This window comes from Blastococcus sp. SYSU DS0541, assembly GCF_054050875.1.
This window is the reverse complement of record NZ_JBJHAD010000001.1, coordinates 361,408-383,751: the sequence shown is the minus strand read 5'-3', so window position 1 is coordinate 383,751 and position 22,344 is coordinate 361,408. Positions and strand designations below refer to the sequence as shown.

Below are 22,344 nucleotides of genomic sequence, written 5' to 3'. Positions count from 1 at the left end.
GCTACGGCTGAGGGCGACCGCTACGGCTGAGGACGACCACTACGGCTGAGGACGACGCAGCACCGCGTAGGTCAGCGCGTCCACCAGCGCGTGCCACGAGGCCTCGACGATGTTGGCGTGGACGCCGACGGTGGTCCACTCCCCCACCCCGTCGGTGGTGTCGATGAGCACGCGGGTGGTCGCGCTGGTGCCGCCCTTCCACCCGAGGATGCGGACCTTGTAGTCGGCCAGGGAGACCTCGGCCAGCTGCGGGTAGCGGTGCACCAGCGCCTGGCGGAGCGCGTTGTCGAGGGCGTTCACCGGCCCGTTGCCCTCGCCGGTGCTGATGATCCGCTCGCCGTCGACGTGCACCTTGACCGTCGCCTCGCTGACCACCACGCCGTTGCCCCAGTGCTCCACGGAGGTCTTGTAGCTCTCCAGCCCGAACAGCGGCGGCGGCGCCTCCGGCAGCTGGGAGCGCAGCAGCAGCTCGAAGGAGGCGTCGGCGGCCTCGAACGACCAGCCGTCGGCCTCGAGGACCTTGACCTGGTCGACCACCCGGCCGATCGCATCGGTCTGGCCGGTGAGGTCCACGCCGAGCTCGCGGCCCTTCAGCTCGACCGACGCCCGGCCGGCCATCTCGGTGACGAGGATGCGCATGTCGTTGCCGACGACCGCGGGGTCGAGGTGGTTGTAGAGCTCCGGGCTGACCTTGATCGCGCTCGCGTGCAGGCCGGCCTTGTGCGCGAACGCCGAGGCGCCCACGAAGGGCTGGTGCTCGTCGGGGGCGATGTTGGCGAGCTCGGCGATGGCGTGGCTGACCCGCTGCAGCTCGGGCAGGCACTCGGCCGGCACGGCGGGGATCCCCATCTTGGTGACCAGGTTGGCGATCAGCGCGAAGGTGTCGGCGTTGCCGGCCCGCTCCCCGTAGCCGTTCGCCGTCCCCTGCACGTGGGTGACCCCGGCCTCGACCGCGGCCAGGGTGTTGGCCACGGCGCACCCGGTGTCGTCCTGGCAGTGGATGCCGAGCTTCCCCTCGACCCGGGAGCGCACCTCGGCGACCACCCGGCCGACGCCCATCGGGAGCATGCCGCCGTTGGTGTCGCACAGGACGCCGACCTCGGCCCCGGCCTCGAACGCCGCCTGCAGCACCCGCACCCCGTAGTCGCGGTCGGCGGCGTAGCCGTCGAAGAAGTGCTCGCAGTCGAGGAACACCCGGCGCCCCTCGGACACCAGGTAGGCGACGGTGTCGGCGACCATCGCGAGGTTCTCCTCCAGCGTGGTGCGCAGCGCCTCCCGCACGTGGCGGACGTCGGACTTGGCGACCAGGCAGACCACGGGCGTCTGCGCGTCGAGCAGCGCGCGGACCTGGGGGTCGTCCTCGACGGCGACGCCGGCCTTGCGGGTGGCGCCGAAGGCCACCAGCTGCGCGTGCTTGAGGTGGAGCTCGGTGCGGGCCCGGGAGAAGAACTCGGTGTCCTTCGGCAGCGCGCCGGGCCAGCCGCCCTCGATGAAGCCGACCCCGATCTCGTCCAGCAACCGGGCGACCGCGAGCTTGTCCGCGACCGAGTAGCTGATGCCCTCGCGCTGGGCGCCGTCGCGCAGCGTGGTGTCGAAGACGTGGAAGTCGGTGCTGGTCATGGGGTCTCCCGGGGCGGTGGTGGACGGCCCGAACACGAAAAAGACCCCCCGGGTACGGGAGGTCTGCGCGCAGTCGGGGAGGTGACTGCGCGCTAGGCGATGATGATCGTGCCGCTGGGGTGCATCCCGGTCAGTGAATCACAACGGGACGGCCCCGACGATGACGGCCGTCCTCAGCCGCCGGCGAGGGCGGCGAGCCGGTCGCCGACGTCGGCGGTGCGGATCGTGGCGCGCGGGTCGCGTGTGGACAGGTCGAAGGCGACGGCGGCGTCGACCTTCCGCGCCTGCTCGCTGCGGCCCAGGTGCTCCAGCAGGAGGCCCACGGAGAGCACGGTGGCCGTGGGGTCGGCGATGCCCTGGCCGGCGATGTCCGGGGCGGAGCCGTGCACCGGCTCGAACATGCTCGGGTTGGTGCCCGAGGCGTCGAGGTTGCCGCTGGCCGCCAGGCCGATGCCGCCGGTCACCGCGGCCGCTACATCGGTGACGATGTCGCCGAAGAGGTTGTCGGTGACGATCACGTCGTAGCGGCCCGGATCGGTGATGAAGAACATCGAGGCGGCGTCGACGTGCTGGTAGGCGACGGTCACCTCCGGGAACTCGACCGACACCTCCTCCACGATCCGCGACCAGAGACCGCCGGCGTGGGTGAGCACGTTGGTCTTGTGGATCAGGGTCAGGTGCTTGCGCGGGCGGGCGACGGCCCGCTCGAACGCGTAGCGGACGACGCGCTCCACACCGAAGGCGGTGTTGAGGCTGACCTCGGTGGCGACCTCCTGCGGGGTGTCCTTGCGCAGGACTCCGCCGTTGCCGACGTAGGGGCCCTCGGTGCCCTCGCGGACGCACAGCATGTCGATCGGGCCGGCGTCGGCGAGCGGGCTGCGGACACCGTCGAACAGCCGCGCGGGGCGCAGGTTGACGTGGTGGTCCAGCTCGAAGCGCAGCCGCAGCAGCAGCCCGCGCTCGAGGATGCCCGGCGGGACGCTGGGGTCGCCGATGGCGCCGAGCAGGATGGCGTCGTGCTGCCGGAGCTCGTCGAGCACGGGGTCGGGCAGCAGCTCGCCGGTGCGCTGCCACCGCGCGGCGCCCAGGTCGTAGGGGGTCGTCTCCAGGTCGGGGGCGACCGCGCGGAGGACCTTGAGCCCCTCCGCCACGACCTCGGGTCCGATGCCGTCTCCGGGGATCACTGCCAGGCGCATGGTCAGGGACCCTAGGTCAGAGGGTGCTCAGGTCCGCGGCCCGGGCTGCCGACGCCCCGATGCGGGCGGCGATCCGCTGGAGCAGCTCCGGTCCGACGGGGCTGTCGACGGTCACCGCCATGAGCGCCTCACCGCCCTCGTCGGACGGGCTCACCTGGGCGCCGGCGATGTTGACCCCGGCCTCCCCCAGCTCCGCGCCGACCGCGCCGACCACCCCGGGGCGGTCGGCGTAGACGAAGAACAGCAGGTGCCCGGAGGCGGCGAGGTCGATCTCGAAGCCGGCGACCTCGGTCAGCCGCGGCGCCTGGTTCTTGCCGAAGAGGGTGCCGGCGACGGTGACCTGCGTGCCGTCGGCCATGGCACCCCACACCCGGACGTAGGTGCGGAACGTCGGGCTCTCGGGGTCGCTGGTGAGGACCACCTCCAGGCCCCGCTGCTCGGCGAGCAGGGGGGCGTTGACGTAGGTGACCTGCTCCTCCACCACGCCGGAGAAGACCCCCTTGAGCACCGCGAGCGGCAGCACCGAGACGTCGAACTCGGCCAGGGTGCCCCGGACCTCCACGGTGACCGACTGCGCGAGCCCGTCGGCGACGGAGGTGAAGACCCGGCCCAGCTTCTCGGCCAGCGGCAGGCCCGGCCGCACCTCCTCGGCGACGACGCCGCCGGCCTGCACGTTCACCGCGTCGGGGACGAACTCGCCCCGCAGCGCCAGCCGCACCGAGCGGGCGACGGCGGTCCCGGCCTTGTCCTGCGCCTCGGCCGTCGACGCACCGAGGTGCGGCGTGACGACCGTGTTGGGGAGATCGAACAGCGGGCTGCCGGTGCACGGCTCCTCGGCGAAGACGTCGAGGCCGGCGGCGCCGACCTGGCCGGTCCGCAGCGCGTCGGCCAGCGCCGCCTCGTCGACCAGCCCGCCGCGGGCGGCGTTGACGACCACCACCCCGCGCTTCGTGGCCGCGAGCTCCGCGGCTCCGATCAGGCCGAGGGTTTCCGGCGTCCTCGGCAGGTGGATGGTGAGGACGTCCGACTCCCGCAGCAGCTCCTCGAGGGAGACCAGGCGGACGCCGAGCTGGGCGGCCCGGCCGGGCTGGATGTAGGGGTCGTGCGCGACCAGCTCGACGTCGAAGGCCGCCAGGCGCTGCGCCACGAGCTGGCCGATGCGGCCGAGGCCGACCACGCCGACGGTCTTGCCGGCGAGCTCGACGCCCGTGAAGGCGGACCGGTCCCACCTGCCCGCGCGCAGGGACGCGTCGGCGGCCGGGATGTGCCGGGCGGCGGCCAGCAGCAGCGCGACGGCGTGCTCCGCGGCGCTGACGACGTTCGCGGTCGGTGCGTTCACCACGAGCACGCCGCGCCCGGTGGCGGCTGCGACGTCGACGTTGTCCAGGCCGATGCCCGCCCGGGCGACGACCTGCAGGCGCGGGGCCGCGGCCAGCGCCTCGGCGTCGATCCGGGTGGCGCTGCGGACGACGACGGCCGCCGCCTCGGCCAGCGCAGGAAGAAGCGCCGCTCGGTCGGCGCCGTCGACGTGCCGGATCTCGACGTCGGTCCCGAGCGCCACGAGCGCGCCGGGCGCCAGCTCCTCGGCGATCAGGACGACGGGTGCGGTCGTGGTCACGAGAGGAGAGCCTAGGGACGCAGCGGCTCACCCGGGGGTCCTTGCCCCCGCCCGGTGGCACCGACATCCTGGCTTGCGAAGCCGGTGCACGCCGGCCCCGACGGAGGAGAACAGTGAGCCAGTCCGACGACGAGGGTCGTCCCGAGTCCCAGCCGCACGGTGCCGGGAGCGGTCCGGAGCCCGGCCGGCCCTCCTACGAGCAGCAGTACGGCGGCCAGGGCGAGTACGGGCAGCCGCAGTACGGCCAACCCCAGTACGGCCAGCAGCCGCAGTACGGGCAGCCGCAGTTCGGGCAGCAGCCGCAGTACGGCCAGGGCGGCTACGGCCAGGGCGGCTACGGGCAGGACCAGTACGGGCAGCAGCCGCAGTACGCGCAGCCCGGCTGCCCCCAGCAGTACGGCGCCCCCGGCTACCCCCAGCAGTACGGCGACCCGGGTGTCCCCGCGAAGCCGGGCGGGGTGATCACGGCGGCCGTGCTCGGTCTCGTCTACGGCGCGATCGGGCTGCTCGTCACCTTCTTCCTCCTGATCATCGGCGCGGCCGCCAGCGGTGCCGGCGGCGGGCTGGACGAGGAGATCCCCGGCTTCGGTGCCATGACCGGCGCCGTCGGAGGGGCGCTCATCGTCTTCGGCGTGCTCGCGCTGGGATGGACGGTGCTCATGGTCTGGGGCTCGATCTGGGCGCTGACCGGCCGCAGCCGGGTGCTCCTGCTGGTGGGCGGCTCGATCGCCCTGACCTTCACGACGATCGGCCTCCTCGGCAGCCTCGTCGACGGGGCCGCCGGGGACGTCGTGGTCAATCTGCTCTTCTTCCTCGCGGCGCTGGCGATCGTCGTCCTGCTGTCGCTGAAGCCGGCCGGCCAGTTCTTCGCCGCCCACCGGTACCGCCGGACCGGTCGCTGAACCGGGTGGCTCCGGCCGGAGCGATCCGCTCGGGGGTGCCCGACTCCCGCGCCGGTGTGACCATCCCTACGACACGTCCTCGGCGATCACGCCGGGGATCCCGAGCAGGAGGAAGCCACCATGTCCAGCCCTACCGGTTCCGATCCCGACCACCCGCAGGGGGGTTCGCCGCAGGGCCAGCCGGGCTGGGGCCCGCCGCCCGGCCAGCAGCCCGGCCAGGGCTACGGCCAGGGCTACGGCGAGGGGTACGGCCAGCAGCCCGCCCCGCAGTACGGCCAGGGCTACGGCCAGCAGCCGGGCGGCTATCCCAGCGCCCCTCCCGGCTACGGCCAGGCGCCCGGCGGTCAGCGCCCGGGTCAGGTCACCGCGGCCGCCGTCATCGGCGTGGTCATCGGCGGCCTGGGCACGCTCGGCGGGCTGCTGACCCTCTTCGCGATCGGCGCGCTCTTCGAGATCGACGCGCTGCTCGGCATCCTGGCCCTGCTGTCGTTCGCGGCGGCCGTCGTGCTGCTCCTCGGCGGCATCCAGGTGCTGCGCGGGCAGGACCCCAAGCTGCTGCTGCTGGGCAGCTACGCGTCCATCGCGCTGCAGCTGCTGTACCTGCTCTGGAGCCTGGTGCAGGAGGAGGGCTTCGTCTTCACCGGCCTGCTGGGCTTCGTGCTGCCGATCCTCATCGTCGTGCTGCTGCGCACCGAGCAGTCCCGGCAGTACTTCGCCTCGCGCGGTCAGTCCGTCTGACCTCCCGCCGCACGAGAACGGCCCCCGCTGCCTGCGCAGCGGGGGCCGTGTCACGTGGAGGAAGGGTGGTCCTTGCTCAGTTCCGGGCGGCGGTCCCGGTGTAGTCGTCGGACGCCGACACCCAGCTCATGAGCCCGCGCAGCTTGCGCCCGGTCTCCTCGATGGGGTGCGCCTCGGCGGCGGCCCGCTTGGCCTTGAAGTCCGGCGCTCCGGCGTCCTGGTCGGCGATGAAGGCGGCGGCCCAGGAGCCGTCCTTGATCGCGTCGAGGACCTCCTTCATCGACTCCTTGACGCGGGCGTCGATGACCTTGGGGCCGGAGGTGTAGTCGCCGTACTCGGCGGTGTCGGACACCGACCAGCGCTGCTTGGCGATGCCGCCCTCGTACATGAGGTCGACGATCAGCTTCAGCTCGTGCAGGCACTCGAAGTAGGCGACCTCGGGCTGGTAGCCGGCCTCGGTCAGCGTCTCGAACCCGGCGGTGATCAGCGCGCTCGCGCCACCGCAGAGCACCGCCTGCTCGCCGAACAGGTCGGTCTCGGTCTCCTCGGCGAAGGTCGTCTTGATGACGCCGGCGCGGGCGCCGCCGATGCCCTTGGCGTAGGAGAGCGCGAGCTGCAGGGCGTTGCCGCTGGCGTCCTGCTCGACCGCGACCAGGCAGGGCACCCCCTTGCCGTTCTCGAACTCGCGGCGCACCAGGTGGCCCGGGCCCTTGGGGGCGACCATCGCGACGTCGACGCCGGCCGGGGGCTTGATGTAGCCGAAGCGGATGTTGAAGCCGTGGCCGAAGAACAGCGCGTCGCCGTCCTGCAGGTTGGGCTCCACCGACTCGGCGTAGAGGTGCCGCTGCACGTGGTCCGGCGCCAGGATCATGATCAGGTCGGCCTCGGCGGCCGCCTCGGCGGGCGTGACCACCCGCAGCCCCTCGGCCTCGGCCTTGGCCCGGCTCTTGCTGCCCTCGGGCAGGCCGACGCGGACGTCGACGCCGGAGTCGCGCAGCGACAGCGCGTGGGCGTGACCCTGGCTGCCGTAGCCCAGGACGGCGACGGTCCGCCCCTGGATGATCGAGAGGTCGGCGTCGTCGTCGTAGAAGATCTCGGCGGCCATGCTGTGGTTGTTCCCTTCGGTTGGTCTGTACGAGTGCGGTAGGGGTTCAGGCGGTGCGCTCGACCGGCCGCAAGGTACCGGCGCCGCTCATGGCGCGCGGGCCCCGGCCCAGGGCCACGGTCCCCGACTGGGCCATCTCCTTGATGCCGAGCGGTGCGAGCACCGCCAGCAGCGCCTGCAGCTTGTCGGGCGTCCCGGTCGCCTCGAGCGTCACCGTGTCCGGGTTGACGTCGACGACGCGGGCCCGGAAGAGCTCCGCGGTCTGCAGCACCTGGGTGCGCTCGGCCATCGGCGCGCGCACCTTCACGAGCAGGAGCTCGCGCTGCACGGCGGCCTCGCCGTCCAGCTCGACGATCTTGATGATCTCGATGAGCTTGTTCAGCTGCTTGGTGATCTGCTCGAGCGGCTGGCTCTCCGCGTCGACGACGATCGTCATGCGGGACAGGTCGGGGTTCTCGGTCGGCCCGACGGCGAGGGACTCGATGTTGAACCCGCGGCGGCTGAACAGCGCCGAGACGCGGGCCAGGACACCCGACTTGTTCTCGACCAGGACCGACAGGGTGTGGCGCGACATCTCACGGTTCCTTTCCAGGAAGTCGTCACCAGCGGCGGCCCCCTCCCGGGGGCCCACCGCCGAGCGGAGCGAGGTGGTGCGGAGGGAGGGGGCCCTACACCTGTCCGTCGCCGAAGACCGGGCGCAGGTCGCGCGCGGCCAGGATCGCGTCGTTGCTGGCGCCCGCGGCCACCATCGGCCACACCTGGGCGTCGGCCCCCACGACGAAGTCGATGACCACCGGGGCGTCGTCGATCTCCATCGCCTTCTGGATGACCGCGTCGACCTCCTCCTTGGTCTCGCACCGCAGGCCCACGCAGCCCAGCGCCTCGGCGAGGGCGACGAAGTCGGGGATGCGCACCGGCTTCGGGGTGCCGTCGGCGTTCCGCGCGTGCAGCTTGGTGTTGGAGTAGCGGCCCTCGTAGAAGAGGGTCTGCCACTGCCGGACCATGCCGAGGTTGCCGTTGTTGATGACGGCGATCTTGACCGGGATCCCCTCGATCGCGCAGGTGGCGAGCTCCTGGTTGGTCATCTGGAAGCAGCCGTCGCCGTCGATGGCCCAGACGGTGGCCTCGGGGCGGCCGTACTTGGCCCCCATCGCCGCGGGCACGGCGTAGCCCATGGTCCCGAGGCCCCCGCTGTTGAGCCAGGTGCCCGGCAGCTCGTACTTGATGAACTGCGCGGCCCACATCTGGTGCTGGCCGACGCCGGAGGTGTAGATCGCCTCCGGCCCGGAGATGGCGCCGAGCCGCTCGATCACGTACTGCGGCGACAGCGCACCGTCCTCGGGCCAGTCGTAGCCGAGCGGGTAGCGCTCGCGCCAGTCGTCCAGCTGGGCCCACCAGGCCGCCAGGTCCGGCGTGCGGCCGGCCGCGTGCTCGGCGCGCAGCGCCTCGACCAGCTGGGCGATGGTCTCCTTCGCGTCGCCCACGATCGGGACGTCGGCCTTGCGGTTCTTCCCGATCTCGGCCGGGTCGATGTCGGCGTGGATGACCTGTGCCTCGGGCGCGAAGCTGGACAGCTCCCCGGTCACCCGGTCGTCGAAGCGCGCGCCCAGCGCGACGATCAGGTCGGCCTTCTGCAACGCGGTGACCGCCGCGACGGTGCCGTGCATCCCGGGCATGCCCAGGTGCTGGGGGTCGCTGTCCGGGAACGCGCCACGGGCCATGAGCGTGGTGACCACCGGCGCCCCGGTCAGCTCGGCCAGCGCGGCCAGCTCGTCGGTCGCCCGCGCCTTGAGCACGCCACCGCCGACGTAGAGGACCGGCCGGCGGGCGCCGGCGACGAGCGCCGCCGCCTCGCGCACCTGCTTGCCGTGCGGGCGGGTGGTCGGCTTGTAGCCGGGGAGGTCCAGCCGCGGCGGCCAGGAGAAGTCGGTGGTCGCCTGCAGGACGTCCTTGGGGATGTCGACCAGGACCGGGCCGGGCCGGCCGGTGGCGGCCAGGTGGAACGCCTCCGCGATCCGCTGCGGGATCTCCGCGGCGCTGGTGACCAGGAAGTTGTGCTTGGTGACCGGCATCGTGATGCCGCGGATGTCGGCCTCCTGGAAGGCGTCGGTGCCGATGGCGGCGCTGGGCACCTGCCCGGTGATCGCGACGATCGGGACCGAGTCCATGTAGGCGTCGGCCAGCGGGGTGACCAGGTTGGTCGCGCCCGGGCCCGACGTCGCCATGCAGACCCCGACGCGGCCGGTGGCCTGGGCGTAGCCGGTGGCGGCGTGGCCGGCGCCCTGCTCGTGGCGGACCAGCACGTGGTGCACGTGGGAGTCGAAGAGCGGGTCGTAGGCCGGGAGGATCGCGCCGCCGGGGATGCCGAAGACCACGTCGACGCCCACCGCCTCGAGGGACCGGACGAGGCTCTGCGCGCCCGTGATGCCGGTGGCCGGCTGGGCGGCGGCCTCGGCGACCGAGCGGGCCGTGGTCTCGACGCCGGTCAGCGACGCGGCGGCCTCGCGGGTGGTGGCCTCGGGGTCGGGGGCCTCGTGGGGGGTGCTGGTCATCGCGCGGGTCTCCTGTGCCTTGCGGCGTGGTACGGGCTGGTGCGACGGGCGGCGTGCTCGCTGTGCGGCGGATCACGGCCAACAAAAAACCCCTCGTGCCGCAGGCACGAAGGGTCAGCGCGTCGGTCGGTGACCGGACGCGCTAGGCGATTACGAGGACGCCGTGGGTTCGGGCGTCGGCGAGCATGCTGGTGCGAGGCACGGGGACACTGTGCGCCCGCAGGCGGCCCGTCGTCAACCGTCGCGTCCCACTAGGTGGACACCCCGGTCCATTTTCGAGCGGCTCGGCTGCGGGACGTCCAGGACCGAGTCGTCGAAGCTCGCCAGCAGCGCCCGCAGCTCGGTGAACGGCATGGGCCTGCCGAACAGGTAGCCCTGGAGGTAGCGGCAGTCCATGGCCTGCAGCTCGGCCAGCTGGGCCTCGGTCTCGACACCCTCGGCGACGACGTCCATCCCGAGCGCGCGGCCGAGCTCCACGACGCTGGCCACGAGCGCGCGACCGCGCGGGTCGGTGTCGATGCCGGCGACGAAGGCCCGGTCCATCTTCAGGATCTGCACCGGCAACCGGGCCAGGTAGGCCAGCGACGACCACCCCTGGCCGAAGTCGTCGAGCGAGAGGACGACGCCCATGCCACGGAGCGTCTCCAGGTCGCTGAGCACCCCGTCGTGCACGTCCAGGAGGACGGACTCGGTGATCTCCAGGATCAGCTTGCTCGCGGGCAGCCGGGCGGCGGTGAGCGCGGCGGCCACGTCCGGGGCCAGGCACCCGGCCTGCAGGTGGCGCACCGACACGTTGACGCCCATCTGCACGTCCCAGCCGTCGGCCAGCAGCACGGCCGCCCGTTCGGTCGCCTCCCCGAGCACCCAGCGCTGGAGCGGGACGATCAGGCCGTCCTCCTCGGCCAGCGCGATGAACTCGTCCGGGGGCACGGTGCCCAGCAGCGGGTGCTCCCAGCGCACCAGCGCCTCGAGGCCCAGCACGCGGCGGTCGTGCACGCCGACGACGGGCTGGTACAGCACACGCAGCTGCCCCTCGGCGAGCGCCGCGGGCAGGTCGCGGGCCAGCCGGGTGCGCCGTCCCACGGCCTCGTCGATCGCCTCGCCCGAGGAGCGCACGCAGCGCTTCCCCGCGGCCTTCGCGGCGCGCAGCGCGAGATCGGCCTGGCGGACGGTCGCGGACGCCTCCGCGGCAGGGTCCAGCTCGGCCAGGCCGATGCTGCCCGAGACCACGAATCGCGGACCGGCGCCCTCCCCGCCGGGGGACGGCGCCTGGAACGACCGGTCGAGGGCCACGACCAGCCGCTCGGCCAGCCCGGTGGCCTCCTCCAGGCCGCCGGGCACCAGCAGCGCGAACTCGTCGCCACCGAGACGGGCGACCAGGTCCTGCTCCCGCGCCCCGGAGCGCAGCTGGTCGGCCACCTGGACCAGCAGCTGGTCGCCGGCGTCGTGACCGGCCACGTCGTTCACGGCCTTGAAGCCGTCGAGGTCGACCAGCAGCACGCAGCCCGGGCGGCCCTCGGTGGCCGCTGCCCGCGCGTCCTCGAGGGCGGTGAGGAACCGGGCCCGGTTCGGCAGGCCGGTGAGGTAGTCGGTGTAGGCCATCCGCTCGAGCTCGCGCTCGGTGGACCGGCGGGCGGTGACGTCGCGCAGGTGCAGCACCAGACCCGAGCCCAGCGCGCTCCCCGGGATGCCGGCGCGGGCGGCGCCCGACAGCTCGACGTCACGGTGGTCGCCGGCGCGGGTGGCCAGCCGGACGGTGGGCGGCAGGGCGGCAGGGCCCGCGGGGACGCCCCCGCGCAGGACGCCCTCGAGCACCGCGCGGTCGTCGGGGTCGGCCAGGTCGGCCAGCCGGCGGCCGGTCAGCTCCCGCTCGGACCAGCCGAGCTGGCCGTCGGCCGCGCCGGAGACCCAGCGCACCCGACCGTCGCCGTCCAGCACCACGGTGACGTCCTCGGCGCTGGCTGCGAGCGCCCGGAAGTAGGCCTCGGCCCGCTGGAGCCGGCGGGTGAGCCGGCCGCCGTCGACGACCCAGACCAGGCTGCGCAGCGAGGTGCAGAGGACCAGCACCCCGATCGCCACCTGCTCGGGCGTCGTGAACGAGTGCCCGGTGACGAGGAACCAGATGACCACACCCGCGACGCCGTAGGCGGTCGCGTGGCTGACGGCGAGCCCGAAGAGCGGCAGGCCGTCGGCGTCCTGGCGGGGTTCCCGGTGGTGCCCGCGATCGGTGTCGACGGCCCGGACGGCGGCCGCCAGCATCGCCGACCAGGCGATGCTGACGAGCAGCTCGGAGGGGGTCTCGCCCAGCACCCGGGTGAGCGCCCCGACGACGGCCATGCCCGCGGTCGCGAGCATCGACACCAGGAGCCACACCGCCGGCTCTCGGCGGGACGCCGGCGCACGGGAGACGGTCAGGAGCGCCACCGCGCAGAGCAGCGCGCCGCCGGCTGGGTAGCCCATCGCGTGCAGCACCGCGACGTACCCGCCGCCGCTGGGGGCACCCGACCGCGACAGCACCAGGCCGGCGAGCAGCAGCCCCGCGATCACCACGATGGCGCCGTCGAGGAGTTCCCGCACACCGGCCCGCTCGCTCCGCGGCGGCAGGAGCAGCCAGCACGCGGCGAGCCCCAGGGGCAGCGCCAGCACCTGCGCGGCGTGCGCGACCGTGCCCGCCCCGCCGTCCACGACGCTCGCCAGGCGACCCACGGCGAGCAGCACGGCGACCGCCGAGAACGCCTGCCACGGCCGCCGCGCGGTGCGGTCCAGCCGGGCCGCGTGCCGGACGACGACGGCGGCGGTGGCGAGGGCACCGACCGCCAGCAGCACGCTGAACAGCCCCGCGGCGGCGGCCGCGCCCAGGGCCGGCCCCACGGCCGCCCCGGACACGGCCAGGACGGCGAGGAGGACGTGGAGGAGCCGCGACTCGCGCCGCTCCGCCGGGGACGCGGCAGGCGGGAGCCCGGGGGCCGAGCCGGTGCGCGGCGGGGCGGCGAACGGGGGGACGGCGGGCAGCGGGACGGCCGGGGCCGCAGCCTCGTCGTCCCGTCGCTGCGCGGCCAGGTCCACGACCCTCTGGTCGGCACCCCGGCCGGGGCTGTGGACTCCGCCCCGCCCCGGCCTCACCCGATCGGGTGTCAGCCGCAGATCGCGCCCTGCGCCGCCGACCCGACCAGCTTGGCGTACTTGCCGAGCACACCGGTGGTGTAGCGCGGCGGGAGCGGCTCCCAGCCCTCGGCCCGGCGGGCGAGCTCGTCGGCGTCGACGAGCAGGTCGAGGGTCCGGGTGGTCAGGTCCAGCCGGACCCGGTCGCCGTCCCGCACGAAGGCGATCGGGCCGCCGTCGGTCGCCTCGGGTGCGACGTGCCCGATGCACAGGCCCGTGGTGCCTCCGGAGAACCGGCCGTCGGTCAGCAGCAGGACGTCCTTGCCGAGCCCCGCACCCTTGATCGCCCCGGTGACGGCGAGCATCTCCCGCATGCCCGGGCCTCCGCGCGGGCCCTCGTAGCGGATGACGACGACGTCGCCGGGCTGCAAGGTGCCGTCCGTGACGGCGTCCATGGCGCCCTGCTCGCCGTCGAACACCCGGGCGGTGCCCTCGAAGACGTCGGCGTCGAAGCCGGCGGACTTCACGACCGCGCCCTCGGGGGCGAGCGAGCCGCGCAGGATGCTCAGACCGCCGGTCCGGTGGATCGGGTCGTTCATGGCGTGCACGATCGTGCCGTCGAGGTCGGGCGGGGCGATGTCGGCCAGGTTCTCGGCCATCGTCTTCCCGGTGACGGTGAGCGTGTCGCCGTGCAGGAGCCCGGCGTCGAGCAGCGCGCGCAGGACGACCGGCACGCCGCCGACCCGGTCGACGTCGGTCATGACGTACTTGCCGAAGGGCTTGACGTCGGCCAGGTGCGGGGTGCGGTCGCCGATGCGGTTGAAGTCGTCGAGGGTCAGCTCGACCTGGGCCTCGTGGGCGATGGCGAGCAGGTGCAGGACGGCGTTGGTCGAGCCGCCCAGCGCCATGACGACGGTGATGGCGTTCTCGAACGCCTCGCGGGTCATGATCTGCCGGGAGGTGATGCCCTTGCGGAGCAGGTTGACCACCGCCTCGCCGGAGGCGACCGCGTAGGCGTCGCGGCGGCTGTCGGGGGCGGGCGGCGCGGCGCTGCCCGGCAGCGCCATGCCGATCGCCTCGGCGACGCTGGCCATCGTGTTGGCGGTGTACATGCCGCCGCACGAGCCCATGCCCGGGCAGGCCGCCCGCTCGATCGCGTCGAGCTCGTCCTGGGTGATGAGCCCGCGGGCGCACGCGCCGACGCCCTCGAAGACGTCGATGATGGTCAGATCACGGTCGCCGAGCTTGCCCGGCAGCGTGGAGCCCGAGTAGAGGAAGACGCTGGCCAGGTCCAGCCGTGCGGCGGCCATGAGCATGCCGGGGAGCGACTTGTCGCAGCCGGCCAGCAGCACCGAGCCGTCCAGCCGCTCGGCGAACATGACCGTCTCGACCGAGTCGGCGATCACCTCGCGGGAGACCAGCGAGGCCCGCATGCCCTCGTGACCCATGGAGATGCCGTCGGAGACGGAGATGGTGCCGAACTCCAGCGGGAAGCCACCGGCGGCGTGCACGCCCTCCTTGGCTCGCTTGGCCAGCCGGTCCAGCGAGAGGTTGCACGGGGTGATCTCGTTCCAGGAGGACGCCACGCCGATCTGCGGCTTGGCGAAGTCCTCGTCGCCCATGCCGACCGCGCGCAGCATCGCGCGCGCCGGGGCCTTGGCCAGCCCGTCGGTCACCTCGTGGCTGCGGGGCTTGAGCGGGCTGTGGGTCGCGCCCGCGGGCTCGTTTCCGGGGATGAGGTCCTCGCCGATCGTCACGGGAAGCGATGCTAGGCCGCGGGTCCGACATCCCGGAGACTGCCGTGGTACTAGTACGGGTACCACCACCGAGCCGCGACCGAACGGGGAGCGCATGACCGTCGCCGCACGCCGGGAGCTGGGCGAGTTCCTCACCTCGCGACGGCGGCAGCTCGCCCCGGCGGCGGTGGGCCTCCCCTCCGGTGGCAACCGGCGCACGCCCGGCCTCCGCCGGGAGGAGGTGGCACTGCTCGCCGGGGTGAGCCACACGTGGTACACGTGGCTGGAGCAGGGGCGCGACATCCGGCCGTCCCCGCAGGTGGTGGACGCCCTCGCCCGCACGCTGCAGCTGTCGGCGGCCGAGCGCGAGTACGTCCTGCGGCTCTCCGGCAACGACCCGGTGCGCACCCACGAGGCGGTCGACGCCATGCCCGCCCACCTGCAGCGGCTGCTGGACTCCCTCGGCGCCTCGCCCGCGTACGCGATCACCTCGCGCTGGTCGATCGCCGGCTGGAACGCGGCCTACGCCCGCCTGTACCCGGGAGTGGCCCGGGTGCCGGCCGGGGACCGGAACCTGCTGTGGCTGGTCTTCACCGATCCGGCCGTGCGCCGGCTCCTCGGCGACTGGACCACCGACAGCCGGCGCTTCCTCGCCCAGTTCCGCGCGGAGGTCGGTCCCCGGCTGGCCGACCCGGAGGTGGCGGACCTCGTGACGCGGCTGAAGGCGGCGAGCCCCACGTTCCGCGAGGGGTGGGCGAGCCGCGACGTCGACCGGTTCACGTCCACCGAGCGCCGGTTCGAGCACCCGGAGGTGGGCACGTTGGTCCTCGAGCACCACCAGCTCACCCCGGCCGACGCCCCGGGTCTGCAGCTGGTCGTCTACACCGCGGCCCAGGCGGACAGCGCCGCCCGGTTGGCCCGGCTCGCCGGCTGAGCGGTCTGGGAGGATCGACGTCCGTGAGCCCTCCCAGCCGCTTCCGCATGACCCGGAGCGCGCTCATCCCCGTGGTCCTGCTGGCTCTCTGCGTCCTTCCCACGGCGCTGGTCAGCGCCTGGACGCTGCTGCTCCTGCTGATCCCCGCCGTGGTGACCGCGTGGGTGCTGCGGGCCGGGGTGGACGTCGGCGAGGACGGGATCACCGCGCGCTCGCTGCTCGGATCCCGCACGGTGGCCTGGCCGGAGCTCTCCGGCATCCGCCTCGGGGAGCGCGGCAGGCTGTGGCTGGTGACGACGGCCGGCACCGAGGTCCGCCTCCCCGTGCTGCGGGTGCGGGACCTGCCGCGCCTGGCCGCCGCCTCGGGCGGCCGCCTCGCCGACCCCTCCGCCCGCCCTTCGGGTCAGTAGTCGCCGACGACGTTCTCCAGCGGCCGGCCCGCGAGGACTCGGCCGATCTGCTCGGTGACCGCCGCCGTCGCCCGCTCCCGGGTCCCCGGCACCTCGCCGCCGATGTGCGGGGTGAGCAGCAGGTTCGGCGCGCGCCAGAGCGGGTGGCCCTCGGGGAGCGGCTCGGGGTCGGTGACGTCGACCGCGGCGCGCAGGCGCCCCGAGGCGAGCTCGGCCAGCAGCGCCGCGGTGTCCACGACCGGCCCGCGGGCGGCGTTCACCAGCAGGGCGCCGTCGGGCATGGCGGCCAGGAAGCGCGCGTCCACCATCCCGGTGGTCTCGGGCGTCAGGGGCACGAGCAGCACGACGACGTCGGCCTCGGGCAGCAGCTCGGGCAGCTCGGCCACCGTGCGCACCCCCTCCCGCGGGCGGCGGGCCACGTAGGTGAGCCGCACGTCGAACCCCTCGAGCATCCGGCCCACCGTCGCGGCGATGTCGCCGGCACCGATCACCAGCACCCGCGCGCCGACCAGGGAGTGCTGGGTGGTGAAGGTCCACCGGCCGGCGTCGTGCTCGCGGACGAAGAACGGCAGCCCGCGCTGGGCCGCGAGCGTCGCCGCCATCACCCACTCGGCGGTGGCCGGGGTGTGCGCGCCGCGGGCGTTGCAGAGGACGACGCCCTCGGGCATCCGCCCCGCGAAGCCCTCGGCGCCGGCGCTGGTCAGCTGCACCAGCCGCAGCCGCGGGAGCGCGTCGAGGAAGCCGTCGGGCGGCGCGGCCGAGCCACCGCCGGCCACCCAGACCTGGGCCTGCGCGGGCTCCCCGCGGGGCGGCCCCTCCGCCGGCGGCACCCGGTGGGCCCGCACCCGCGGGGAGAGCGCCTCGACCGCGTCGGCCAGCCGGCGGGACGGGACCAGCACGTGCAGCGTCTCGTCCGCCGCGAGCTCCAGGGTGGTCACCGCCTCACGCTAGCCAGCCCCGCCTCCGCGCGCGCGGGCCGGCCGCCCGTCCACCGCACGTACTCTGGGCCGGGTGAGGCCGACGAGGGCGGGGGGCGCACCGCGGGCGGTCGCCGCCGTGCTCGCCGCCCTGCTGCTCGCCGGCTGCGGTGGCGGCGGCTACGAGCCCGCCGGCCCGTTCCGGCCGCTGCCCGAGGGGCCGCCGCCGCAGGTGGGCCCGCCCACGCAGACCCTGCCGCCGCCCGCGGACCCGGCGCAGCCGGGCTCCGGCGAGGAGGAGGGCGATCCGAACGTGGTCGCCACCGACCTCAGCGTGCCCACCGGCCTGGTGCTGCTGCCCGACGGCACGGCCATCGTCGGCGAGCGGGACACCGGGCGCCTGCTGCAGGTCTTCCCCGACCGGTCGCCGGCCAAGGAGCTCATGACCCTGCCGGGGCTGGACACCAGCGGCGACGGCGGGCTCCTGGGGCTGGCCCTCTCCCCCACGTTCGCGGAGGACGGGCTGCTGTTCGCCTACGTCACCACGGCGACCGACAACCGGGTCGTGCGGTTCCCGATCGGGGGGACGCCGAACCCGGTGCTCACCGGCATCCCGCGCGGTGCGACCGGCAACGGCGGCGGCCTGATGACCGGCGCCGACGGCCACCTCTACGTCGGCACCGGTGACACCGGGGACGCCGCGCTCGCGGCCGACCCGGCGTCGCTGGCCGGCAAGGTGCTCCGCATCGACGTCTTCGGCCGTGGCGCCGACGGCGGCGACCCGGTGCACAGCTGGGGCTACCGCGACGTCACGGCGCTCTGCCAGGACGGCGACCGGGTGTACGCGACCGACCAGGCGCGCCAGGGCCCCGACGAGGTCGACCGCGTGCAGGAGGAGGGCGTGGGCGTCCCCCTGCTGACCATCCCCGCCGAGGAGGGCGGCCTGGGCGGCTGCGCGGTCGCCAACGGCACGGTGTTCCTGGGCGCGCTGGACGGGCAGCAGGTGCACGTGGTCACGCTGGACGAGAGCGGCGTCCCGATCGAGGGTGCCGTCGACGAGGTGCTCGGCGACCGGTACGGCCGGCTGCGCACCGTCGTCCTGGACGCCGAGGGCGCGCTCTGGGTGACGACGTCGAACCGTGACGACGCCGGCTCCCCCGCCGAGGACGACGACAAGGTGCTACGGATCCGCCCGCCCGGCGGTCAGCCGAACTCCCCGCTCTGAGGGGTCGGCGCACGGACCCGGTGGACGACGCGCGCCCGCCGGCTCAGCTCCCGCAGCCGCCCCGCCGGCAGCTCCACCCGGTCAGGGCTAGGAGCCGACCAGGCGCTCCTCCAGCATGCGCTTGACGGTGGCGGCGTCGGCCTTGCCGCGGGTGGTCTTCATGACCGCCCCGACCAGCGCGCCGATCGCCTGGACCTTCCCGCCGCGCACCTTCTCGGCGACGTCGGGGTTGCCCTCGATGGCGGCGTCGACCGCGGCCACGAGCTCGTCGGACTCGCCCATGACCGCCAGCCCGCGGGACTCCACGACCGCCGCCGGGTCCCCCTCGCCGGCCAGCACGCCGTCCAGCGCCTGCCGCGCCAGCTGGTCGTTGAGGGTGCCGGCGGAGACCAGCCCGATCAGCTCGGCGACCTGCGCCGGGGTCACGGCCAGCTCACCCAGCTCCGTCCCGGCGTCGTTGGCCCGGCGGGCCAGCTCACCGAGCCACCACTTCCGGGCATCGCTCGGCGAGGCGCCGGCGGCGACGGTGTCGCTGACCAGCTCGACGGCGCCGGCGTTCACCAGCCAGCCCATCTCCGTCGGCGAGATGCCCCACTCGTCGGAGAGCCGCGCCCGGCGGGCCGCCGGGAGCTCGGGCAGGGCGGCGCGGAGCTTCTCGATCCACTCCTCGTCGGGCGCGATCGGCACGAGGTCGGGCTCGGGGAAGTACCGGTAGTCGGTCGCCTCCTCCTTGCTGCGCCCCTCGGACGTCGAGCCGGTGTCCTCGTGGAAGTGCCGGGTCTCCTGGACCACGCGCTCGCCGGCGTCCAGGACGGCGGCCTGCCGGCGCATCTCGTAGCGCACCGAACGCTCCACGGAGCGCAGCGAGTTCACGTTCTTGGTCTCGGTGCGCGTGCCCCACTCCAGGCTGCCGATCGGCGCCAGCGAGGTGTTCACGTCCGAGCGCAGGTTGCCCTGCTCCATCCGGACCTCGGAGACCCCGAGGGCGAGCAGGATCTCCCGCAGCTCGGTGACGTAGGCCTTCGCGACCTCCGGCGCCTTGGCGCCGGTCCCCGGGATCGGGCGGGTGACGATCTCGACGAGCGGGATGCCGGCGCGGTTGTAGTCGACCAGCGAGTGGTCGGCGCCGTGGATGCGCCCGGTGGCGCCACCGACGTGCAGGTTCTTGCCGGTGTCCTCCTCGATGTGCACCCGCTCGATCTCGACGCGGTGGGTCTCGCCGTCGACCTCGACGTCCAGGTGACCGGCGGTGCACAGCGGCTCGTCGTACTGGCTGGTCTGGAAGCCCTTGGGGATGTCCGGGTAGAAGTAGTTCTTGCGGGCGAACCGCGACCAGGACGCTATCCGGCAGCCCAGCGCCAGGCCGATGCGGATGGTCGACTCGATGGCGTCGGCGTTGACCACCGGCAGGGAACCCGGCAGCCCCAGGCAGACCGGGCAGGTCTGGGTGTTGGGCTCGGCCCCGAAGGTCGTGGAGCAGCCGCAGAACATCTTCGACGCGGTGCCCAGCTCGACGTGGGTCTCCAGGCCGATGACCGGCTCGTAGCGGGTCAGGACCTCGTCGAAGTCCACGAGGGTGTCGGTCATGAGGGGGCGTTCTCCTTCGAGCCGATCGCGGCCAGCAGCGCGTGCCCGCGGGCGGCGTCCTGAGCCGCCTCCAGCGCGGCGGCGACGCGGTAGCAGCGGTCGTCGGCGAGGGCCGGCGCCATGATCTGGAAGCCGACGGGCAGCCCCTCGGAGAGGCCGCACGGCACCGAGATCGCCGGGACGCCCGCGAGGCTCGCCGGCAGCGTGCAGAGGTCGGCGGCATACATGGAGATCGGGTCGTCCACGCGGGCGCCGATCGACCAGGCGACCGTGGGGCTGGTCGGGCTGACCAGCACGTCGACGTCGTCCCAGGCGGAGGTGAACGCACGCGTGATGAGCGTGCGGACCTTCTGCGCCTGCCCGTAGTAGGCGTCGTAGTAGCCGCTGGACAGCGCGTAGGTGCCGAGGATGATGCGGCGCTTGACCTCGGGACCGAAGCCCTGCTCCCGGGTCAGCGCCATGACCTCGTCGAGGTCGCGGCTGCCGTCGTCGCCGACCCGCACGCCGTACCGGACGCCGTCGAAGCGGGCCAGGTTGGACGACGCCTCGCTCGGCGCGATCAGGTAGTACGCCGGCAGGGCCAGGTCGAAGGCAGGGCAGGAGACCTGCCGGACCTCGGCGCCCATGCCTTCGAGCAGGGCGACCGCCTCGGCGACGCGCGCCAGGACACCGGGGTCGTACCCGTCGGTGTGGCCGTCCCCGCCGAGCTCGGTGACGACGCCGACCCGGAGGCCGGACAGGTCGCCCCCGGCGCCGCGGCGAGCGGCCTCGGCGAGCACGGGCACCGGCGCGTCGATGCTGGTGGAGTCCAGCGGGTCGTGCCCGGCGATGGCCTCGTGCAGCAGCGCGGCGTCCAGGACCGTCCGCGTCATGGGGCCGGCCTGGTCGAGGCTGGAGGAGAAGGCGATGAGCCCGTACCGGGAGACCGACCCGTAGGTGGGCTTGTGGCCGACCAGCCCGGTGACGGCGGCCGGCTGGCGGATCGACCCGCCGGTGTCGGTGCCGATGGCCCACGGGGCGAGGCCGGCGGCGACCGCGGCCGAGGAGCCGCCCGAGGAGCCGCCCGGGATGCGGTCGGTGTCCCAGGGGTTGCGGGTGACCCGGTAGGCCGAGTTCTCGGTGGAGGAGCCCATTGCGAACTCGTCCATGTTGGTCTTGCCGAGCAGCACCGTGCCGGCGGCCTTCAGCCGGGCGGCCAGGGTGGCGTCGTACGGCGGTCGCCAGCCCTCGAGGATGCGCGAGCCGCTGGTGGTGGGCACGCCCTCGGTGACGACGACGTCCTTGAGGGCGAGCGGGACGCCGGCCAGCGGGCCGAGCTCGGCGCCGGCCGCGCGGGCGTCGTCGACGGCGCCGGCGGACTCAAGCGCGGCGTCGGCGTCGACGTGCAGGTAGGCGCCGATCGTGGCGTCCTGCGCCTCGATCCGGTCGAGGTAGGCGCGCGTCACCTCCACGGAGCTGAGGTCGCCCGACTGAAGCGCCTCGATGAGCGCGGCGGCGCTGGTGGTGGTGAGGTCGGTGGCGGTCACGCCTCCTCCCCCAGGATGCGCGGGACCCGGAAGCGGTCGTCCTCCGCGGCCGGGGCCCCGGCGAGGACGACGTCGCGGGGCAGGCTGGGCCGGGCGACGTCGGGGCGCATGACGTTGGTCATCGGCACCGCGTGCGTGGTCGGCGGCACGTCGGCGACGTCGGCCTTGCCGACCTGCGCGACGGCGTCCAGCACGGCGGCGAGCTGACCGGCGAAGAGGTCCAGCTCCTCGTCGCTCACCGCGAGCCGGGAGAGGTGGGCGAGGTGCGCCACCTCGTCACGGGTCAGTTGGCCCTTCGGGGAGGGGGTGCTCATGCTGCGGTGGAACTCCACTTCGGCAGTGCCCGGCGGCCCGCTCTCGGACCGGGACGTGACCGGGTCACTGTACGTGCAGCCCTCCCGGCGCTGGTCAGCGTGAGAGGCTGCCCCCGACCGCGATCGACGGAGATCGGCCCGAACCGGCGAGCACTCCCCCGGAGGAACCGTGTCCTATCTCCTGCGCCTCGTCGTGCCCGACCGCCCCGGCGTCCTCGGGGCCGTGGCCACGGCGCTCGGCACGGCGGGGATCGACATCGTGTCGCTGGACGTGCTGGAACGGGGCAACGGCATCGCGGTCGACGACGTCGTCGTGGACCTGCCCGGTGACCGGCTGCCCGACAGCCTGATCACCGCGGCCCAGACCGTGCCCGGGGTGCAGGTGGAGTCGCTGCGCCCTTTCGCCGGGCCGCTGGACACCCACCGGGAGCTCGACCTGCTGGACGCGCTGGCGCGCGGTGACCGGCCGCCGACCGAGCTGCTCACCGACTCGCTCCCCCGCGTGTTCCACAGCGGCTGGGCGGTGGTCCTCGACGACTCCGGCCAGCCCGCCCCCCTGGCCGAGCGGGCGGTGCTCGCCGCGTCGGACGCCGCGCCCGCCTTCCTCGGGCTGACCCTGCCGTGGCTGCCGCTGGCGGGGCCGCGGCTGCTGCCCAGCGACGAGCCGTGGCTGCCCGAGCGGTGGCAGGAGATGGCCATCGAGATGATGGCGGTGCCCTACGGCGCCGGCCGGGCGATCGTGCTCGGGCGCTCCGGCGGCCCGGCCTTCCGCCGGTCCGAGCTCCTCCGCCTGGCCCACGTCACCGGCATCGCGACGACGGTCGCCCACCTCCCGCCGGCCTGACGCCCTCGCTGCTGGAGG

At 74.3% G+C, this 22,344-nt stretch carries 18 protein-coding genes; 6 read left to right on the top strand and 12 right to left on the bottom strand.

Annotation, left to right across the window (positions count from 1 at the left end; genetic code table 11):
- Nucleotides 1–39 precede the first annotated feature (39 nt).
- From cimA to serA, 3 genes are all read right to left on the bottom strand, one after another.
- Complete coding sequence (gene cimA, locus ACI794_RS01755; RefSeq protein ID WP_456602199.1) at nt 40–1,620, bottom strand: citramalate synthase; 1,581 nt, start codon at nt 1,618–1,620, stop codon at nt 40–42.
- 173 nt (nt 1,621–1,793) lie between these two features.
- Complete coding sequence (locus ACI794_RS01750; RefSeq protein ID WP_456602198.1) at nt 1,794–2,816, bottom strand: 3-isopropylmalate dehydrogenase; 1,023 nt, start codon at nt 2,814–2,816, stop codon at nt 1,794–1,796.
- A 16-nt stretch (nt 2,817–2,832) separates the two neighbouring features.
- Nucleotides 2,833–4,434, bottom strand: coding sequence for a phosphoglycerate dehydrogenase (gene serA / locus ACI794_RS01745; RefSeq protein WP_456615555.1), 1,602 nt, complete (start codon nt 4,432–4,434; stop codon nt 2,833–2,835).
- A gap of 113 nt (nt 4,435–4,547) precedes the next feature.
- On the opposite strand from serA, the gene ACI794_RS01740 reads away from it, so the two are divergent.
- Both ACI794_RS01740 and ACI794_RS01735 read left to right on the top strand, forming a co-directional pair.
- A complete protein-coding gene (locus ACI794_RS01740) occupies nt 4,548–5,336 on the top strand; it encodes a hypothetical protein (protein ID WP_456615554.1) in 789 nt (262 codons plus the stop codon).
- A gap of 120 nt (nt 5,337–5,456) precedes the next feature.
- Nucleotides 5,457–6,074, top strand: coding sequence for a hypothetical protein (locus ACI794_RS01735; RefSeq protein ID WP_456615553.1), 618 nt, complete (start codon nt 5,457–5,459; stop codon nt 6,072–6,074).
- Between the two features lie 76 nt (nt 6,075–6,150).
- On the opposite strand, the gene ilvC is transcribed toward ACI794_RS01735, so the two are convergent.
- The 5 genes from ilvC to ilvD all read right to left on the bottom strand — a co-directional run bounded on the left by ilvC (nt 6,151) and on the right by ilvD (nt 14,590).
- Nucleotides 6,151–7,179, bottom strand: a complete 1,029-nt coding sequence (ilvC, locus tag ACI794_RS01730; protein ID WP_456602194.1) for a ketol-acid reductoisomerase — start codon at nt 7,177–7,179, stop codon at nt 6,151–6,153.
- A gap of 46 nt (nt 7,180–7,225) precedes the next feature.
- Complete coding sequence (ilvN, locus tag ACI794_RS01725; RefSeq protein ID WP_091933248.1) at nt 7,226–7,753, bottom strand: acetolactate synthase small subunit; 528 nt, start codon at nt 7,751–7,753, stop codon at nt 7,226–7,228.
- A gap of 94 nt (nt 7,754–7,847) precedes the next feature.
- Nucleotides 7,848–9,731: an acetolactate synthase large subunit gene (locus ACI794_RS01720; RefSeq protein WP_456602193.1), complete on the bottom strand. Its 1,884-nt coding sequence runs from the start codon at nt 9,729–9,731 to the stop codon at nt 7,848–7,850.
- 234 nt (nt 9,732–9,965) lie between these two features.
- Nucleotides 9,966–12,797: a putative bifunctional diguanylate cyclase/phosphodiesterase gene (locus tag ACI794_RS01715; protein WP_456615552.1), complete on the bottom strand. Its 2,832-nt coding sequence runs from the start codon at nt 12,795–12,797 to the stop codon at nt 9,966–9,968.
- 68 nt (nt 12,798–12,865) lie between these two features.
- Complete coding sequence (ilvD, locus tag ACI794_RS01710; protein WP_456615551.1) at nt 12,866–14,590, bottom strand: dihydroxy-acid dehydratase; 1,725 nt, start codon at nt 14,588–14,590, stop codon at nt 12,866–12,868.
- A gap of 94 nt (nt 14,591–14,684) precedes the next feature.
- Between ilvD and ACI794_RS01705 the strand changes: the two genes are divergently transcribed.
- Nucleotides 14,685–15,503, top strand: a complete 819-nt coding sequence (locus tag ACI794_RS01705) for a helix-turn-helix transcriptional regulator (protein ID WP_456602191.1) — start codon at nt 14,685–14,687, stop codon at nt 15,501–15,503.
- A 23-nt stretch (nt 15,504–15,526) separates the two neighbouring features.
- Nucleotides 15,527–15,913 (top strand): PH domain-containing protein, encoded by a 387-nt coding sequence (locus ACI794_RS01700; RefSeq protein WP_456602190.1) that lies wholly within the window; start codon nt 15,527–15,529, stop codon nt 15,911–15,913.
- Here the strand turns inward: ACI794_RS01700 and ACI794_RS01695 are convergent.
- Nucleotides 15,907–16,851 (bottom strand): 2-hydroxyacid dehydrogenase, encoded by a 945-nt coding sequence (locus ACI794_RS01695; RefSeq protein ID WP_456602189.1) that lies wholly within the window; start codon nt 16,849–16,851, stop codon nt 15,907–15,909. The two genes, ACI794_RS01700 and ACI794_RS01695, sit on opposite strands and share 7 nt — an antisense overlap.
- Before the next feature lie 73 nt (nt 16,852–16,924).
- Between ACI794_RS01695 and ACI794_RS01690 the strand changes: the two genes are divergently transcribed.
- A complete protein-coding gene (locus tag ACI794_RS01690; protein ID WP_456602188.1) occupies nt 16,925–18,055 on the top strand; it encodes a PQQ-dependent sugar dehydrogenase in 1,131 nt (376 codons plus the stop codon).
- Nucleotides 18,056–18,142: 87 nt separating this feature from the next.
- Here ACI794_RS01690 and gatB read toward each other — a convergent pair whose 3' ends face one another.
- The 3 genes from gatB to gatC are packed head-to-tail and all read right to left on the bottom strand — an operon-like array spanning nt 18,143 to nt 21,482.
- Entirely contained in the window at nt 18,143–19,642 is a 1,500-nt protein-coding gene (gatB, locus tag ACI794_RS01685) for an Asp-tRNA(Asn)/Glu-tRNA(Gln) amidotransferase subunit GatB (RefSeq protein WP_456602187.1), read from the bottom strand.
- Complete coding sequence (gene gatA, locus ACI794_RS01680; RefSeq protein ID WP_456602186.1) at nt 19,639–21,168, bottom strand: Asp-tRNA(Asn)/Glu-tRNA(Gln) amidotransferase subunit GatA; 1,530 nt, start codon at nt 21,166–21,168, stop codon at nt 19,639–19,641. The genes gatB and gatA overlap by 4 nt, the downstream gene beginning before the upstream one ends.
- The gene (gatC, locus tag ACI794_RS01675; RefSeq protein ID WP_456579112.1) at nt 21,165–21,482 is read right to left on the bottom strand and encodes an Asp-tRNA(Asn)/Glu-tRNA(Gln) amidotransferase subunit GatC; all 318 of its coding nucleotides are present in this window, start codon (nt 21,480–21,482) and stop codon (nt 21,165–21,167) included. The genes gatA and gatC overlap by 4 nt, the downstream gene beginning before the upstream one ends.
- 169 nt (nt 21,483–21,651) lie before the next feature.
- Here gatC and ACI794_RS01670 point away from each other — a divergent pair, with 169 nt between their 5' ends.
- The gene (locus ACI794_RS01670; protein WP_456579113.1) at nt 21,652–22,326 is read left to right on the top strand and encodes an ACT domain-containing protein; all 675 of its coding nucleotides are present in this window, start codon (nt 21,652–21,654) and stop codon (nt 22,324–22,326) included.
- The last annotated feature ends 18 nt before the right edge of the window (nt 22,327–22,344 follow it).